This is a genomic window from Thermomonas haemolytica, assembly GCF_004346265.1.
Lineage (GTDB): Bacteria > Pseudomonadota > Gammaproteobacteria > Xanthomonadales > Xanthomonadaceae > Thermomonas > Thermomonas haemolytica.
In genome coordinates this window covers 513,443-528,036 of sequence record NZ_SMAP01000001.1, presented here as the reverse complement: position 1 = coordinate 528,036, position 14,594 = coordinate 513,443, and the positions used below count along the sequence as shown (strand labels likewise).

The 14,594-nt window shown below is 71.2% G+C and carries 14 protein-coding genes and 1 riboswitch; of the genes, 6 read left to right on the top strand and 8 right to left on the bottom strand.

Features of this window, described 5'->3' with window-relative positions:
- Positions 1 to 55: 55 nt before the first annotated feature.
- Positions 56 to 2,956 carry an aminomethyl-transferring glycine dehydrogenase gene (gcvP, locus tag EDC34_RS02475; protein WP_114960050.1) on the bottom strand — a complete coding sequence of 967 codons (2,901 nt, stop codon included), beginning with the start codon at positions 2,954 to 2,956 and terminating at the stop codon, positions 56 to 58.
- Positions 2,957 to 2,991: 35 nt separating this feature from the next.
- A riboswitch (glycine riboswitch) is annotated at positions 2,992 to 3,124 on the bottom strand.
- Positions 3,125 to 3,281: 157 nt separating this feature from the next.
- Between gcvP and EDC34_RS02470 the strand changes: the two genes are divergently transcribed.
- Positions 3,282 to 4,529 (top strand): multidrug effflux MFS transporter, encoded by a 1,248-nt coding sequence (locus EDC34_RS02470; protein WP_114960049.1) that lies wholly within the window; start codon positions 3,282 to 3,284, stop codon positions 4,527 to 4,529.
- A gap of 30 nt (positions 4,530 to 4,559) precedes the next feature.
- Here EDC34_RS02470 and EDC34_RS02465 read toward each other — a convergent pair whose 3' ends face one another.
- The 7 genes from EDC34_RS02465 to EDC34_RS02435 form a co-directional block, all read right to left on the bottom strand.
- Positions 4,560 to 5,831, bottom strand: a complete 1,272-nt coding sequence (locus tag EDC34_RS02465; RefSeq protein ID WP_240311085.1) for an amino acid permease — start codon at positions 5,829 to 5,831, stop codon at positions 4,560 to 4,562.
- A complete protein-coding gene (locus EDC34_RS02460) occupies positions 5,828 to 6,895 on the bottom strand; it encodes an aromatic ring-hydroxylating oxygenase subunit alpha (RefSeq protein WP_114960048.1) in 1,068 nt (355 codons plus the stop codon). Before EDC34_RS02460 ends, EDC34_RS02465 begins: the two co-directional genes overlap by 4 nt.
- Before the next feature lie 91 nt (positions 6,896 to 6,986).
- Positions 6,987 to 7,508, bottom strand: coding sequence for a hypothetical protein (locus tag EDC34_RS02455; protein WP_114960047.1), 522 nt, complete (start codon positions 7,506 to 7,508; stop codon positions 6,987 to 6,989).
- 58 nt (positions 7,509 to 7,566) lie between these two features.
- Positions 7,567 to 7,836 carry a cell division topological specificity factor MinE gene (gene minE, locus EDC34_RS02450; RefSeq protein ID WP_132982835.1) on the bottom strand — a complete coding sequence of 90 codons (270 nt, stop codon included), beginning with the start codon at positions 7,834 to 7,836 and terminating at the stop codon, positions 7,567 to 7,569.
- 3 nt (positions 7,837 to 7,839) lie between these two features.
- Complete coding sequence (minD, locus tag EDC34_RS02445) at positions 7,840 to 8,652, bottom strand: septum site-determining protein MinD (RefSeq protein WP_114961138.1); 813 nt, start codon at positions 8,650 to 8,652, stop codon at positions 7,840 to 7,842.
- A 28-nt stretch (positions 8,653 to 8,680) separates the two neighbouring features.
- Complete coding sequence (gene minC, locus EDC34_RS02440) at positions 8,681 to 9,454, bottom strand: septum site-determining protein MinC (protein WP_132982834.1); 774 nt, start codon at positions 9,452 to 9,454, stop codon at positions 8,681 to 8,683.
- Positions 9,451 to 10,050, bottom strand: a complete 600-nt coding sequence (locus tag EDC34_RS02435) for a GNAT family N-acetyltransferase (RefSeq protein WP_114959240.1) — start codon at positions 10,048 to 10,050, stop codon at positions 9,451 to 9,453. Before EDC34_RS02435 ends, minC begins: the two co-directional genes overlap by 4 nt.
- Before the next feature lie 131 nt (positions 10,051 to 10,181).
- Between EDC34_RS02435 and EDC34_RS02430 the strand changes: the two genes are divergently transcribed.
- From EDC34_RS02430 to EDC34_RS02405, 5 genes are all read left to right on the top strand, one after another.
- Entirely contained in the window at positions 10,182 to 11,381 is a 1,200-nt protein-coding gene (locus EDC34_RS02430; RefSeq protein ID WP_114959239.1) for a sensor histidine kinase, read from the top strand.
- Positions 11,378 to 12,034, top strand: coding sequence for a response regulator (locus tag EDC34_RS02425; RefSeq protein ID WP_114959238.1), 657 nt, complete (start codon positions 11,378 to 11,380; stop codon positions 12,032 to 12,034). Before EDC34_RS02430 ends, EDC34_RS02425 begins: the two co-directional genes overlap by 4 nt.
- A 331-nt stretch (positions 12,035 to 12,365) precedes the next feature.
- Complete coding sequence (locus EDC34_RS02415) at positions 12,366 to 13,427, top strand: GyrI-like domain-containing protein (protein WP_114959236.1); 1,062 nt, start codon at positions 12,366 to 12,368, stop codon at positions 13,425 to 13,427.
- Between the two features lie 91 nt (positions 13,428 to 13,518).
- Positions 13,519 to 13,902, top strand: a complete 384-nt coding sequence (locus tag EDC34_RS02410) for a DUF423 domain-containing protein (protein WP_205388027.1) — start codon at positions 13,519 to 13,521, stop codon at positions 13,900 to 13,902.
- 11 nt (positions 13,903 to 13,913) lie between these two features.
- Positions 13,914 to 14,588 carry a DNA-3-methyladenine glycosylase family protein gene (locus EDC34_RS02405; RefSeq protein ID WP_114959234.1) on the top strand — a complete coding sequence of 225 codons (675 nt, stop codon included), beginning with the start codon at positions 13,914 to 13,916 and terminating at the stop codon, positions 14,586 to 14,588.
- The last annotated feature ends 6 nt before the right edge of the window (positions 14,589 to 14,594 follow it).

Below are 14,594 nucleotides of genomic sequence, written 5' to 3'. Positions count from 1 at the left end.
GCGTTTTCCGGGACTGCCGGCGAGCATCCGCTGGCGATGCCCGCGCGGGGGCGGCTCAGTCCTTGTACGCGTCCACCGGGATGCAGGCGCAGAACACGTTCTTGTCGCCGTGGACGTTGTCCACCCGCGCCACCGGTGGCCAGTACTTGACCTGCTTCAGGCTGGGCAGCGGGAATGCCGCCAGCTCGCGGGGGTAGGCGTGCGTCCACTCGCTGGCGGACACCCGCATCGCGGTGTGCGGGGCGTGCTTGAGCGGGTTGTCGGCGCGGTCCAGCTTGCCATCGATCACGTCCTGGATCTCGGCGCGGATCTGGATCATCGCGTCGATGAAGCGGTCCAGTTCGTGCTGCGACTCGGACTCGGTCGGCTCCACCATCAGCGTGCCGGCGACCGGGAAGCTCAGGGTCGGCGCGTGGAAGCCGAAGTCGATCAGGCGCTTGGCCACGTCCTCGGCGCTGATGCCGGAGAGCTTCTCCAGCGGGCGCAGATCAAGGATGCACTCGTGCGCCACCAGCCCGTTGCGGCCGGTGTACAGGGTGGGGAAGTGCGGCGCCAGCCGCCTGGCGATGTAGTTGGCGTTGAGCATCGCCACCTGGGTGGCCTTGCGCAGGCCGTCACGGCCCATCATCGCGATGTACATCCAGCTGATCGGCAGGATCGAGGCGCTGCCGAAGCTGGCCGCGGCCACCATCGCGCCGCCGCCGGTGCCGGCGGTCTTCAGGCCGCCATCGCCGAACGCCTTGGGCAGGAACGGCGCCAGGTGCGACTTCACCGCGCACGGGCCCACGCCGGGGCCGCCGCCGCCGTGCGGGATGCAGAAGGTCTTGTGCAGGTTGAGGTGGGACACATCCGAGCCCCACTTGCCCGGCTTTGCCAGGCCCACCAGCGCGTTCATGTTGGCGCCGTCGGTGTACACCTGGCCGCCGTGCTGGTGGATGATCTCGCAGATGCGGACCACGTCCTCCTCGAACACGCCGTGGGTGGACGGGTAGGTCATCATGATCGCGGCCAGGTTGGCCGAATGCTGCTCGGCCTTGGCGCGGATGTCCTCGATGTCCACGTTGCCGTTGGCGTCGCAGCGGGTCACCACCACCTTCATCCCCGCCATCTGCGCCGAGGCCGGGTTGGTGCCGTGCGCGGATTCCGGGATCAGGCAGATGTTGCGGTGGCCCTCGCCGCGCGAGGCGTGGTAGGCGCGGATCGCCAGCAGGCCGGCGTACTCGCCCTGCGCGCCGGAGTTCGGCTGCAGGCTCACCGCGTCGTAGCCGGTGGCCTCCACCAGCATCGCTTCCAGCCCCTCGATCAGCTCCTTGTAGCCCTGCGCCTGCTCGGCCGGCGCGAACGGATGCAGGTTGCCGAACTCCGGCCAGGTCACCGGGATCATCTCGGCGGTGGCGTTGAGCTTCATGGTGCAGCTGCCCAGCGGGATCATGGTGCGATCCATCGCCAGGTCCTTGTCGGCCAGCGTGCGCAGGTAGCGCAGCAGTTCGTGCTCGCTGTGGTGGGTGTTGAACACCGGGTGGGTGAGGAAGGCGCTCTTGCGTTCCAGTTCCGCCGGGATCAGCGAAGGCGCGCTGGCGTCCAGCGCATCGATGTCGGGCAGGGTGGCATCGTCGCCGCCGAAGATGCGCCACAGCAGTTCGAGGTCGGCGCGGGTGGTGGTTTCGTCCAGCGAGATGCAGATCGAGCCGTTGCCGCGCACGCGCAGGTTGGCGCGGTGCGCGCGGGCGCGCTCGACCAGCGCGGCGGTGCGGTCGCCGACGTCGATGCACAGGGTGTCGAACGCGGTGGCGTGCACGCTGGCGTGGCCCAGCTGGCGCAGACCGGCGGCGAGGATGGCGGTGTAGCGCGCCACGCGCCGGGCGATGCGCTTCAGGCCATCCGGGCCGTGGTACACCGCGTACATCGAGGCCATCACCGCCAGCAGCACCTGCGCGGTGCAGATGTTGGAGGTGGCCTTCTCGCGGCGGATGTGCTGCTCGCGGGTCTGCAGGGTGAGGCGGTAGGCGGGGTTGCCGTCGGCGTCGATGGATACGCCGATCAGGCGGCCCGGCATGCTGCGCTTGTAGGCGTCGCGGCAGGCCATGAACGCGGCGTGCGGGCCGCCGAACCCGAACGGCACGCCGAAGCGCTGGCTGTTGCCGATCACGATGTCCGCGCCCATCTCGCCCGGCGACTTCAGCAAAGTCAGGGCCAGCAGGTCGGTGGCGACCACGAACAGCGCGCCGTGCGCGTGGATGGCCTCGGCGTCCTTTTCCCAGTCGGCGATCCAGCCGCTGGACGCCGGATACTGCGCCAACACGCCGAAGTAGTCGCCTGCGGCGATCGCGGCGTGCACCGCGTCGGTGCCGCGCACCACGTTCACCTTCAGGCCCAGCGGCTCGGCGCGGGTCTGCAGCACTTCGATGGTCTGCGGATGGGTATCGCCGACCACCAGGAAGGTGTCGGACTTCGACTTCGAGGAACGCTTCGCCAGCGTCATCGCTTCCGCGGCGGCGCTGGCTTCGTCGAGCAGCGAGGCATTGGCGATGTCCATCCCGGTGAGGTCGGCCACCATGGTCTGGAAGTTGATGAGGGCTTCCATGCGGCCCTGCGAGATCTCCGCCTGGTACGGGGTGTAGGCGGTGTACCAGGCCGGGTTCTCGAGGATGTTGCGCAGGATGACGTTGGGCGTGTGGGTGCCGTAGTAGCCCTGGCCGATGAAGCTCTTGAACACCTGGTTCTTCTGCGCGATCGCGCGGATCTTCGCCAGTGCCTCGACTTCGGTCATCGCCTCGGGCAGCGCCAGCGGCGCCTCCGATTTGATGGCGGCCGGGACGATGGCATCGGTGAACGCCTCCAGCGACTCGAAGCCGAGCGTGCGCAGCATGTGCGCGATCTCGGCGTCGTTGGGGCCGATGTGGCGTTCGATGAAGGCGTCGTGGTGCTCGAGCGAGCGGAGCGAGGGCTGGGTCATGGCGGCATCCGGGGGCGCGATCGCGCGGGGGAGGGGATGCCCGCTCTGTCCTTCTGCCTGAGAGTTTTAAAGCGCGCGGGCGGGGAGGGTGGTCCGCGCGGCTTCGTGCCCCTTCGGCGCCGGCATCGCCCGGTGGATGGGCGTGCCGATCTCTCCAGAGTGTGGTCACACGGCGGTCTTCGGCCTGAGCGATTCCGGGCGGTTGCGCCTTCGGCAGCGCCGCGTGCCTGGGGCCCGCGTGCTTCTCCCTCCGTGCGGCCGTGATTATACAGGGCGGGCCGCCCGTGGCGGCCGCCGCCGGTCGCCGTCTCCGTACAATCGGTCGATGCCCTCTCCATCGACGCCGCCACCCCGCCGCCTGGCCCTGCTGCTGGGCGGGCTGGCCATGTTCGGGCCGTTCTCGATCGACACCCTCTTCCCGGCCTTCCCGCAGATCGGCGCGCAGCTGGGGGCCGACAAGCTGGCGATGCAGCAAACCATCAGCGCCTACCTGCTGGCCTACGCGGGCATGAGCCTGGTGCACGGCCCGCTGTCGGACGCGCTGGGCCGCAAGCGGGTGATCCTGGCCGGGCTGGGGGTGTTCGTGCTGGCTTCGCTGGGCTGCGCGCTGGCCACCACCCTGCCGCAGCTGCTGGCGTTCCGCGCCCTGCAGGGCCTCAGTGCGGGAGTGGGGCTGATCGTGGGGCGGGCGGTGATCCGCGACGTGCTGCACGGCCACGCCGCCCAGCGCCTGATGAGCCAGGTCTCGATGATCTTCGGCATCGCCCCCGCGGTGGCGCCGATCCTGGGCGGCTGGCTGCTGGGCTGGCAGCGTTGGCCGGCGATCTTCTGGTTCCTGGCGGCGTTCGCGGCGCTGCTGGCGCTGGCGGTGTGGCGCGCACTGCCCGAGACCCATCCGCCGCCGGCACGCCTGCCGCTGCGGTCGCGGTCGCTGCTGCGTGGCTACCTCGGCATCGGCCGCCACCCGCGCTTCCTGCGGCTGTCGCTGGCGGCCGGTTTCAACTTCGGCGCGCTGTTCCTGTACATCGCCTCGGCCCCGGCCTTCGTGCTCGACCTGCTGGGCCTGAACGAGCGCCAGTTCGGCTGGTTCTTCATTCCCATGATCGCGGGCATGATGCTGGGCGCGTTCGTGTCCGGGCGCGTCGCCGGCCGCATCGATGGCCGCCGCCTGGCCAACCTCGGGTTCGCCTGTTCCGGCGTCGCGATGCTGCTGGACATCGGCTACAACCTCGGGGTGGCCACGCCGGCGGTGCCGTGGGCGGTGCTGCCGGTCAGCCTGCATGCGTTCGGGATCGCGCTGGCGTTCCCGGTCATCACCCTGGCCATCCTCGACCTGTTCCCGCGCCAGCGCGGCAGCGCGTCCTCGCTGCAGGCGTTCTTCGGGCTGCTGGTGAATGCCGTCATCGCCGGCGTGCTCTCGCCGCTGGTCAGCGCCAGCGGCCTGCATCTGGCGCTGGGCGCCGCCGCCTTCGTGCTGGTCGGCTGGCTGTTCTGGCGCTGGGAAGGCCATTCCTGGCGGCAGGCGCTGCGGGTGCCCGAGGAACCGGCGGCGCTGGAGCCCAGCGAGCTATAGGCGGATGAATCGTCGCCGGCGCGTGCGCAGTCAGCGCGCCCGGCCCGCGCGCATCGCCAGATAGACCGGTAGTCCTGCCAGCAGCAGCACCGCGCCCCAGGCCAGCGCCTCGGCGCCGGCGCCGGACAGCGCGTACAGGCTGTACAGCAGCGCCAGCGCCGCGACGATCCGTCCGCCGCCGGTGCCGCGCCGCAGCCACGCCGCGCTGCTGGCCGCGTACGGCAGCAGGATGGCTGAGGTGGAGATCAGCAGGATGAAGGTGAACAGGGCCACCAGCGAGCGGCTGTAGCTGGCGATCACCAGCACGGTGGCCAGGCCGCTGCCGGCCAGCAGGCCGAAGGCCGGGGTGCCGCGCGCATCGCGGCGTGCGAATGCGCGTGGGAACAGGCCATCGGCGGCCGCGGCCAGCGACACCTGCGCGCAGACCAGCACCCAGCCGTTGATGGCGCCGAAGGTGGCCACCGCGGCCAGCGCCGCGATCGCCTGGCCCGCCAGTGGGCCCCAGGTGCGGCTGGCGGCCTCGGCCATCGGCGCGCCCGAGGTCTTCAGCACGTCGGCCGGGACCAGCCCGATCACCGCCGTGCAGGCCAGCAGCGTGGCCACGCCCGCCAGCAGGGTGCCGAGCACGGTGGCGCGCGGGATGGTGCGCGCCGGGTCGCGGATCGCGCCGGCCGGTACTGTTGCCACCTCCAGCCCGCACAACGCCCACATGGTGAGGATCACGGTGGTATTGGCCACCTGCGGCAGCGGCTGCCCGCTCGGGTTGAACGGGACGTAGCGGCCGGGCTCCAGCCACCACAGCGCCACCAGTCCGAACAGCAGCAGCGGCAGCAGCTTCAGCGCGGTCAGCAGCACCTGCATGCGCCCGGCCTCGCGCAGCCCGGTCAGGTTCACCAGCGTGCATGCCCACAGCGCCGCCAGCGCGCACAGCGCGGCGCGCAGCGGGGTGGCGGTCAGTGCCGGGAACAGCGCGCCCAGACTGCCGGCGAAGGCCACCGCGATCGCCGCCATGCCGGACCAGATCGAGACCCAATAGCTCCAGGCGATCGCAAACCCCGCCCCATCACCGAAGGCGTGGCGGGTGTAGGCATACGGCCCGCCGGTATGTGGCCACTGCACCGCCAGGCGGGCGAAAGTGGCGGCCAGCAGCAGCGCGCCGGTGAGCGCGATGCCCCAGCCCAGCAGGCTGGCGGCGCCATACGGGGCCAGCGCCGCCGGCAGCAGGAACACGCCGCTGCCGATCATGCTGCCCACCACCAGCGCGGTGGCCGCCCACAGCCCCAGCGGACGCGGTGGGCTCACGCCGCGGCATCCGCGCGGTAGGCCGCGCGCAGGAGTTCGTGGAAGTGGTGCACGCCGGTCTCGCGCAGTGGATTCAGGCGGCCCGGCACATAGCTGCCGGAGGCCATCCCGCGCTGCACGTCCTCGCAGATGGAAAGATCCTCGTGCTGCACCTGGTCACTGAAGGCGATGTCGGCCTCGCGCCGCGCGGGGTCGGCATCGGCGGCATAGTAGCTGTCGAACAGGACGCGGCAGCGGTCCACGCCCAGCGGGATCACGGTATTGGTCTGCAGCCGGCCGGGCAGGATATTGAGCATGGTGTTCGGCCACAGCCAGTAGTACAGCGCATCGCCGTTGCCGTACAGCGCCGGGTCGCTCTCCAGCGGGCTCCATTGCAGGCTGTGCCAGCGCATCAGCTCGGTGCGGTAGCTGCGGTAGTCCAGCAGCCGGTTCAGCCCGGGATGCACGTGCGGGACGTGGTAGCCCTCGAGGTAATTGTCGACGTACACCTTCCAGTTGCAGGCGATGTCGTAGGCCACGCGGTGGTGCCCGCCGTAGCCGGCCAGGTTGCGCTCGGCGCCCAGCCGCGCGTCGATGCCGGCGACGAAGGCGTCGAAGTCCGGCGCGCCGTCGGCGTCGATCGCGGCAAACACCAGCCCCTGCCAGATCCGCACCGCCAGCGACGGCAGGCGCACATCGGCCATCGCAAAGCCCGCCGCGCCCTGCATTTCGGGGGCCGCGCGCAGGCGCCCGTCCAGGGTGTAGGTCCAGCCGTGGTAGCGGCAGCGCAGCGCCTTCGCGCCGCGGCCGTCGCACTGCGCGATCGGGCCGGCGCGGTGGCGGCAGACGTTGTGCAGCACGTGGATCGCGCCGCCGCCATCGCGCACCGCCAGCACCGGCAGGCCGGCGAGGTCGGCCACCACGTGGTCGCCCGCCTGCGGCAACTGGCTGACGTGCGCCACCAGCTGCCAGCTGCGGTCGAAGATGGCGCGGCGGTCGCGCGCCGGCATCGCCGGATCGACGTAGAAGCGGGCCGGCAGCGCGGTGGCGGTGGCGGGGTCCTGCGGGGCGAGGTCGGCGTCCATGCGCGGAGTATCGCGCTGAACGTGGGCAAAAACGAAGGAGGGCGAGGGCCTGGTCGAAGCCGCGCAGGCGTGCCGTTCGTGCTGCCCGCGCTCAGGCGGGGAACAGCAGCGCCCCGCGGGCGTCCACCAGCCCGTGCGCGCGCAGCCAGGCCCAGGCCGATTCGGCATCGTGCTCGACGTAGGCGCGCGCCGATCCGAGGCGGAAGGTATAGCCCCAGGCATCCATGTCGGCCCAGACCCGGTCGCGGCCGACGCCGGGCAGGGCGTCGCCGAGCAGGCCCTGCAGCACGCACACCGCATCCTCCTCCGGGATCGAGTCGGTGGCGTCGGTATGGATCGCCGCGCGCCGCTCCGGCGGCAGCACGACCAGGTGCCCGGCCTCGTGCAGCAGCGAGTGCACCGGGGTATCGGCGCGCGCATACACCGTGGCGCCGATGATGCCGGCCTCCGGCTCGCCCCAGTAGCTGCCCGGGATGGGCGCGCCGTCGGGCACCTGCACGAGCGCCAGGCCGTAGCGTTGCAGCAGCGCGCGCGGCGCGTCGAAGCCGATGTCGGACAGCCGCAGCACGTCGGCGGCGGGAAGGGTGCCGTGCGGGGGGTGCGGCGATGGCATCTGCAGCGTGGGTCCGGCCGTTGCGGGGCGGGGGGCGTGGACGCGCGGAGGGGCGGGCTCAGGCGCCGGCGGGGGCGCTGCCGCGGTCGGGCAGCGATACCGAGATGTCCAGCACGTCGTGCTCGCCGTCCTTGATCAGGTCCACCTTCACCGCGTCGGCTTCCACCGCCACGTACTTGCTGATCACTTCCAGGATCTCGCGCCGCAGCAGGGGCATGTAGTCCGGCGCGCCGGCCGAGCTGCGCTCCTGCGCGATGATGATCTGCAGGCGGTTCTTGGCGGTCTGCGCGGTGTTCTTCTTGGGCTTGAGGAAGTCGAAGATGGACATGCGTCAGCCCCCGAACAGCTTGCTGAAGAAGCCCTTCTTCTCGACCGTGGTGAAGCGCATCGGGCGGTCCTCGCCCAGCAGCCGCGCCACCGCGTCGTCGTAGGCCTGGCCGGCGATCGACTCCATGTCCATGATCACCGGCTCGCCCTTGTTGGACGCGTTCAGCACGTCGCCGGACTCGGGGATCACGCCGATGGTCTTCAGGCCCAGCACTTCCTCCACGTCGGCGATCGAGAGCATCTCGCCGCTCTCCACCCGCGCCGGGCTGTAGCGGGTCAGCAGCAGGTGCGCGGTGACCTCGCCGTCGTTGCGCTCGGCGCGGTGGGTCTTGGAGGCCAGCAGGCCCAGCACGCGGTCGGAGTCGCGCACCGAGGAGACTTCCGGGTTCACCACCACCACCGCGCGGTCGGCGAAGTACATCGCCAGGAACGCGCCCTTCTCGATCCCGGCCGGGCTGTCGCACAGGATGTAGTCGAAGCCGTCGGCGGCCAGTTCCTTCAGCACCTTCTCCACGCCGTCCTTGCTCAGCGCATCCTTGTCGCGGGTCTGGCTGGCGGCCAGCACGTACAGGTTGTCGAAGCGCTTGTCCTTGATCAGCGCCTGCTTGAGCGTGGCCTCGCCGTGGATGACGTTGACGAAGTCGTACACCACCCGCCGCTCGCAGCCCATGATCAGGTCGAGGTTGCGCAGGCCGACGTCGAAGTCGATCACGGCGACCTTCTTGCCGTGGCGCGCGAGTCCGGTGGCGAGGCTGGCGCTGGTCGTGGTCTTGCCCACGCCGCCCTTGCCCGAGGTGATGACGATGATTTCGGCCAAGTTGGCTTCTCCGTGATGGGCCGGGGGCTCAGTCGAGCGCCGCCAGCTTGAGTTGTCCGTGGTCCAGCCAGACCTGCACGGCCTTGCCGCGCAGGTCCGCCGGGATGTCTTCCAGCACTTTGTAATGGCCCGCCACCGCCACCAGTTCCGCATGGAACTCGCGGCAGAAGATGCGGGCCTCGGTATTCCCCTGCGCGCCGGCCAGGGCGCGGCCGCGCAGGGCCCCATAGATGTGGATGCTGCCATCGGCCAGCACCTCGGCGCCAGCACCCACGGTGGAGAGCACGGTCAGGTCGCGCTGTTCGGCGTACACCTGCTGGCCGGAGCGCACCGGGGCGGACTGGATCAGGCCGGGCTTGCCGTCGCCGGCGCGCGTGGCGGGCGGCGGGGGGGGCGCGGCCGACTGGGCGGGAGCGGGAGGCGGCGTGGGCGGCGCTGCGGGTGCCGCTTCCGCCGCGGCAGGTTCGTACTGGGCGCGGAACTTGGCCAGCAGCGGCAAGCCAAGCTCGCGCGCCAGGGCGTCGATCTCGCGGGTGCCGTAGGCCAGCGCCACCGGCAGCACGCCGGCCTCGCGCAGGGCTGCGATCAGGGCCCGCGCCTGCTCTGCGCTCGGGGCCTGCAGCAGGCCGCCGAAATCCAGCACCACCGCCGCGCGCGCGAACAGGTTGGGCGCGCGTTGCACGCGCTCGCGCATCTCGCGCGCCAGCTGCTCGGGATCGAGGTGGCGGATGCGCAGGTTGGCGATGCCGACCTGGCCGAACTTGAGCTCGCCGGCCTGGGCGTAACCCGGCTGCGCGCTCATGCGCAGGCCTCGCGGGCGGCGGCGCTGGCGGCCTGCGGGCGCGGGCGCTGCAGCCAGGGCACGTCCGGCAGGGCATCACCGTAGGTCTGGCGCACCCATTCGTAGCTGCACAGCGACTTCATCAGCATCGCCGCGCGCAGGCCGTGCTCGGCCATCACGTTCTGGCCGACCTCGCGGAAGCCGAAGCTGCCGTGGAACAGCAGCGCGTGGTCGGCGCCCTGTTCCAGGAACACCTCGCAGGCCAGCTGCGGGTAGCGCAGCTCGGCATAGCTCTGCACGTCGGCATACAGCGCGCGGCCCACGCCGCCGCCGCGGCGGCGGCTGGCCACCACCACGCGGTCGATGTAGAAGAAATCGGGGTGGCGCGCGCGGAACCAGGCGAAATTGACGCTGTCGTGGGCGGCGTGCGCGCCGAAGCCGATCAGGAAGCCCGCCAGCGCGCCGTCGCGTTCGGCCACCCGGAAATACTCGGCGTGGTCGTACAGCCGGCGCAGGCGCGGGGCATCCAGCGGAAGGATCGCAGGACCAGCCGCATTGTTGAGGGCCAGGACGGAATCCAGCTCGTGCTCGCGCACGTCGCGGATGGCGATCGTCATTCCTTCAGACTCCGGGTAGCGGCTGCGGGCGGCCCACCATGGCGCGCCGGTCGGGGATTATCGCACGTGCCGCCGGCGCGGGCATGACCTTGGAGGTGCGCGATCCGCCGCCGGAGGCGTTATAAGGCGGCATGCTCGTCCGTATCTCGCATACCCGCCTGCTGCGCGCCGCCGGTCTGTTCACCTGGGCGATGGTGGGGCTGCCGCTGCTGTACCTGTGGCTGGCCCCGCACCTGGCCGGGGGCGGCGACGACCTCGCGCTGCGGCCGATGCCCTGGCAGGGCTGGCTGGCCTACCTGGCGTTCGGGGCCTGCTATGCCTGGCTCACCCGCGGGCTGGGCGGGCGCCGCCACCGGCTGCCGGACTACCTGCTGCTGGTGGTGCTCACCCTGGCCGCGCTGGGGGTGAGCTATTACAACGGCTCCGGCCTCGGCAGCGTGCTGCTGATGGTGGCCGCCTGCGTGCTGCCGTGGCTGCTGCCGCTGCCGTGGGGCGTGGCCTGGCTGCTGGCCGGGCAGCTGGCGGTGGCGCCGGTGTTCATCCGCTGGCTGGGCTTCCCCCCGCTGGAGGCGCTGATGCAGTCGATGCTGTACGCGGGCTTCTCCGGCTTCGTGTTCATCGTCAGCCTGGTCGCGCTGCAGCAGGCGCAGGCGCGCGAGGAGCAGCGCCGCCTGAACGCGGAGCTGCGCGCCACCCGCGCGCTGCTGGCCGACAGTGCGCGGGTGAACGAGCGCACCCGCATCGCGCGCGAGCTGCACGACCTGTTGGGCCACCACCTGACCGCGCTGAGCCTGAACCTGGAGGTGGCCGGCCATCTCTCCGAGGGGCGGGTGAAGGAGCACGTGCAGCAGGCGCACACGCTGGCGCGGCTGCTGCTGACCGACGTGCGCGAGGCGGTCAGCCAGCTGCGCGAGGGCGGCGCCATCGACCTCGGCGCGGCGCTGCGCCCGCTGGCCGAGAACGTGCCCAGCCTGCAGATCCATATGGACATCCAGGCCCCGCTGACGGTGGACGACCCCGAGCGTGCGCACGTGCTGCTGCGCTGCGCGCAGGAGGCCATCACCAACGCGGTGCGCCACTCCGGGGCCGGCCAGCTGTGGCTGTCGGCTCGCCGTGAGGGCAGCGACGTGGTCCTGCGGGTGCGCGACGATGGCCGCGGCAGCGACCAGGTGGTGCCGGGCAACGGCCTGCGCGGGCTGGGCGAGCGTCTGCGGATGCACGGCGGGCGGGCCGACATCGCCAGCCAGCGCGGCCACGGATTCCAGATCACCATTACCTTGCCGGTGGCGCCGAACGCCGCCCTTTCCCTTCCCGCAGGAGCCGTCGCATGAGCAGAGCCCGTCCCATCCGCGTGTTCCTGGTCGATGACCAGACCCTGGTGCGCCAGGGCATCCGCTCCCTGCTGTCGCTGGCCGAGGGCGTGGAGGTGGTGGCCGAGGCGGTGGACGGCCGCCAGGCGGTGGAGCAGATCCCGCAGGTCGCGCCCGACGTGGTGCTGATGGACATGCGGATGCCGGCGATGTCGGGCCTGGAGGCCCTGCAGGCGCTCGGCAAGGCCGGCACCCTGCCGCCGACCATCATCCTCACCACCTTCGACGATGACCAGCTGGTGCTGGCCGGGATCAAGGCCGGGGCCAAGGGCTATCTGCTCAAGGACGTGTCGCTAGAGCAGCTGGTGGGCGCCATCCAGACCGTGGCCGACGGCGGCTCGTTGGTGCAGCCGGCGGTGACCCAGCGCCTGCTGTCGGGGCTGGAGCACATGCGCAACGAATTCGTCAGCCTCGACCGCCCGGACCCGCTGACCGACCGCGAGACCGAGATTCTGCGCCTGATGGCTTCCGGCTTCTCCAACAAGGAGATCGCCAATTCGCTGGGCGTGGCCGAGGGCACGATCAAGAACCACGTCTCCAACATCCTGTCCAAGCTCGGCGTGCGCGACCGCACGCGGGCGGTGTTGAAGGCGTTCGAGCTGCAACTGGTTTGATCAGGACAGGATGCCCGGCCCGCCGCGTTGCATCGCGGCGGGCGCTCGGGGCCGCGCGCGCCGTCGGCGCGCATGCGGCGGCCCCTCGCCCTGTCCAAGCTCGGTGTGCGCGACCGCACGCGGGCGGTGTTGAAGGCGTTCGAGCTGCAACTGGTTTGACGCCGGGCCGGTATCGGGGCGGTATCGCCGCCGGCACGCATCTGGCCGGCGCGGAAGGGTGCGCCCCGTCGCGTTTCGGGCCGGGGCGGCCTCGCCCGGGGCGCGGCCGGTTTGCTAAGATGGCAAGTCTGTGCGGCTGCTGGCCGCCACGGCCTTCCCCGGAGATTCCTGAATGACTCGCTTGCTCGAGATCCTGATTTCCCTCGCCATCGTGTTCACCCTGTACCTGGTGGTGGGCCTGGTGCTGCCGTCTTCCCGCCACCTGTCGGAGAAGATCGAGACCAACCGCAAGCTGACCATCGTGTTCGACACGCTGAACAGCTTCCGCCGCTTCAAGGACTGGAACCCGCTGTTCCTGCGCGACCCGGGCATGCAGATCACCCTGTCCGGCCCGGAGGAGGGCGTGGGTGCCCAGCTGGACTATTCCTCGAAGAACGAGCGCCTGGGTAGCGGCAGCTACAAGATCGTCGAGAGCGTGCCGCGCGAGAAGGTGGCCATCGACATCACCAACATCGAGCGTGGCGACAACAAGCGCACCGCGTTCTACCTCAAGCCCACCGGCCGCAACAACCGCAACGTCGAGATCACCCAGACCTACGACGTGGACTACGGCTGGAACCTGCTCGGCCGCTACGCCGGCCTGTACGTGGCCCGCCACGTGGGCGACGACATGAAGCTGGGCCTGTCGCGGTTGACCAACATGCTGGCCTCGGTGCCGAACGTGGACTATGCGGTCAATGGCAGCAAGATGACCACCCCGAAGGTGGTGGATCGCCCGGCCGAGGACGTGCTGTTCGTGAGCGCCGGCGCGGTCGAGCGCGGCAACGCGCAGATCCAGTCCTCGATCAACGCCAACAGCGAGTGGATCAAGCGCGTGATCGAGGCCAACGGCTTGGAAGCGGTGGGCCCGGTGCGCATCGTCACCACCGACCTCGGCCGCGAGACCTACACCTTCGACGTGGCCCAGGTGGTGCGCCGCAAGGATGGCGGCCCGGTCGGCAAGCTCACCCTGCAGGGGCCGGTGAAATACGAGCAGGTCCCGGCCGGCCGCGCGGTGATGGCGTCCTATACCGGCTACATGGCCGAATTGGACAACGTGCGCAACGCCCTGCGCGCGTGGGCGGCCACCCACGGCTACGACGTGAAGGACCGTGCCTACGAGGACTACAAGTCCGGCGTCGCCGGCGCGTTCACCGCCGACGGCCAGTTCGACGTGTACTGGCCGATCAAGTAAGCCGGTCCGCCAGGACAACGCTACTTCCGCAAACGCCGCGCACCGTCGCGGCGTTTGCCTTTCCGGGTTCCGGAGCGTGCACAATTCCGTCATGCCGACGCGCATCCCTGCAACCGTCCCGATGATCGTCACGGCCCGCCGCTGGCTGGCCGCCGCCGGCAGCCTGCTGGCCGCGCTGGCGGTGGCGCTGTCGGCCTATGCCATGCACGCCGCGGCACCGGCCGCGCGCGAGCGCCTGCTGCTGGCCGCGGCCTTCGGTTTCGCCCACGGTTTGGCACTGGCGGCACTGGCGCCGCTGGCGCAGCGTGCCGGCGCGCTGTGGGCCCAGGGGCTGCTGCTGGCCGGGGTGCTGCTGTTTTCCGGCAGCCTGGCCGCCGCGGCGCTGCTGGGCGCGCCCACGGCGCTGGCGCCGGTGGGCGGCGTGCTGCTGATCGGCGGCTGGCTGCTGCAGGCCGCCGACCGGCTGCGCGGATGAGCCGGGCAGGCATGGCCAGCTACGCGCGCGGATTCGATGTCGAGCAGGCGTTCGCGCATCTGGCGCGGCGTGACCGCAAGCTGGGCGCGTGGATGCGCCGGCTGGGCCCGATCCCGGCCGATCCGCGCTGGCGCCAGCCGTTCGACCCGGTGGATGCGCTGGCGCGGGCGATCCTCTACCAGCAGCTCAGCGGCAAGGCGGCCGCGACGATCGTGGAACGGGTGGAGGCGGCGATCGGCAGCGACCGCTTGCATTGCGACACCCTGGCCCGGATCGACGACGCCACCCTGCGCGGCTGCGGGGTCTCCGGCAACAAGCTGCTGGCCCTGCGCGACCTGGCCCGGCGCGAGGAAGCCGGCGAGATCCCGGGCCTGCGCCAGATGGCGCGCATGCACGACGACGCGATCGTCGCCGCGCTGGTGCCGGTGCGTGGCATCGGGCGCTGGACGGTGGAGATGATGCTGATGTTCCGGCTGGGGCGGCCCGACGTGCTGCCGGTGGACGACCTCGGCATCCGCAAGGGCGCGCAGGCGGTGGACAAGGCGGAGGCGATGCCGACCCCGAAGGAACTCGCCGCGCGCGGCGAGCGCTGGGGGCCGTACCGCAGCTATGCCGGCTTCTACCTGTGGCGGATCGCGGACGCGGCCGCCGGCGTGGCCAAGCCGGTGAAGCGTTCGCAGGAATAGGTGGCC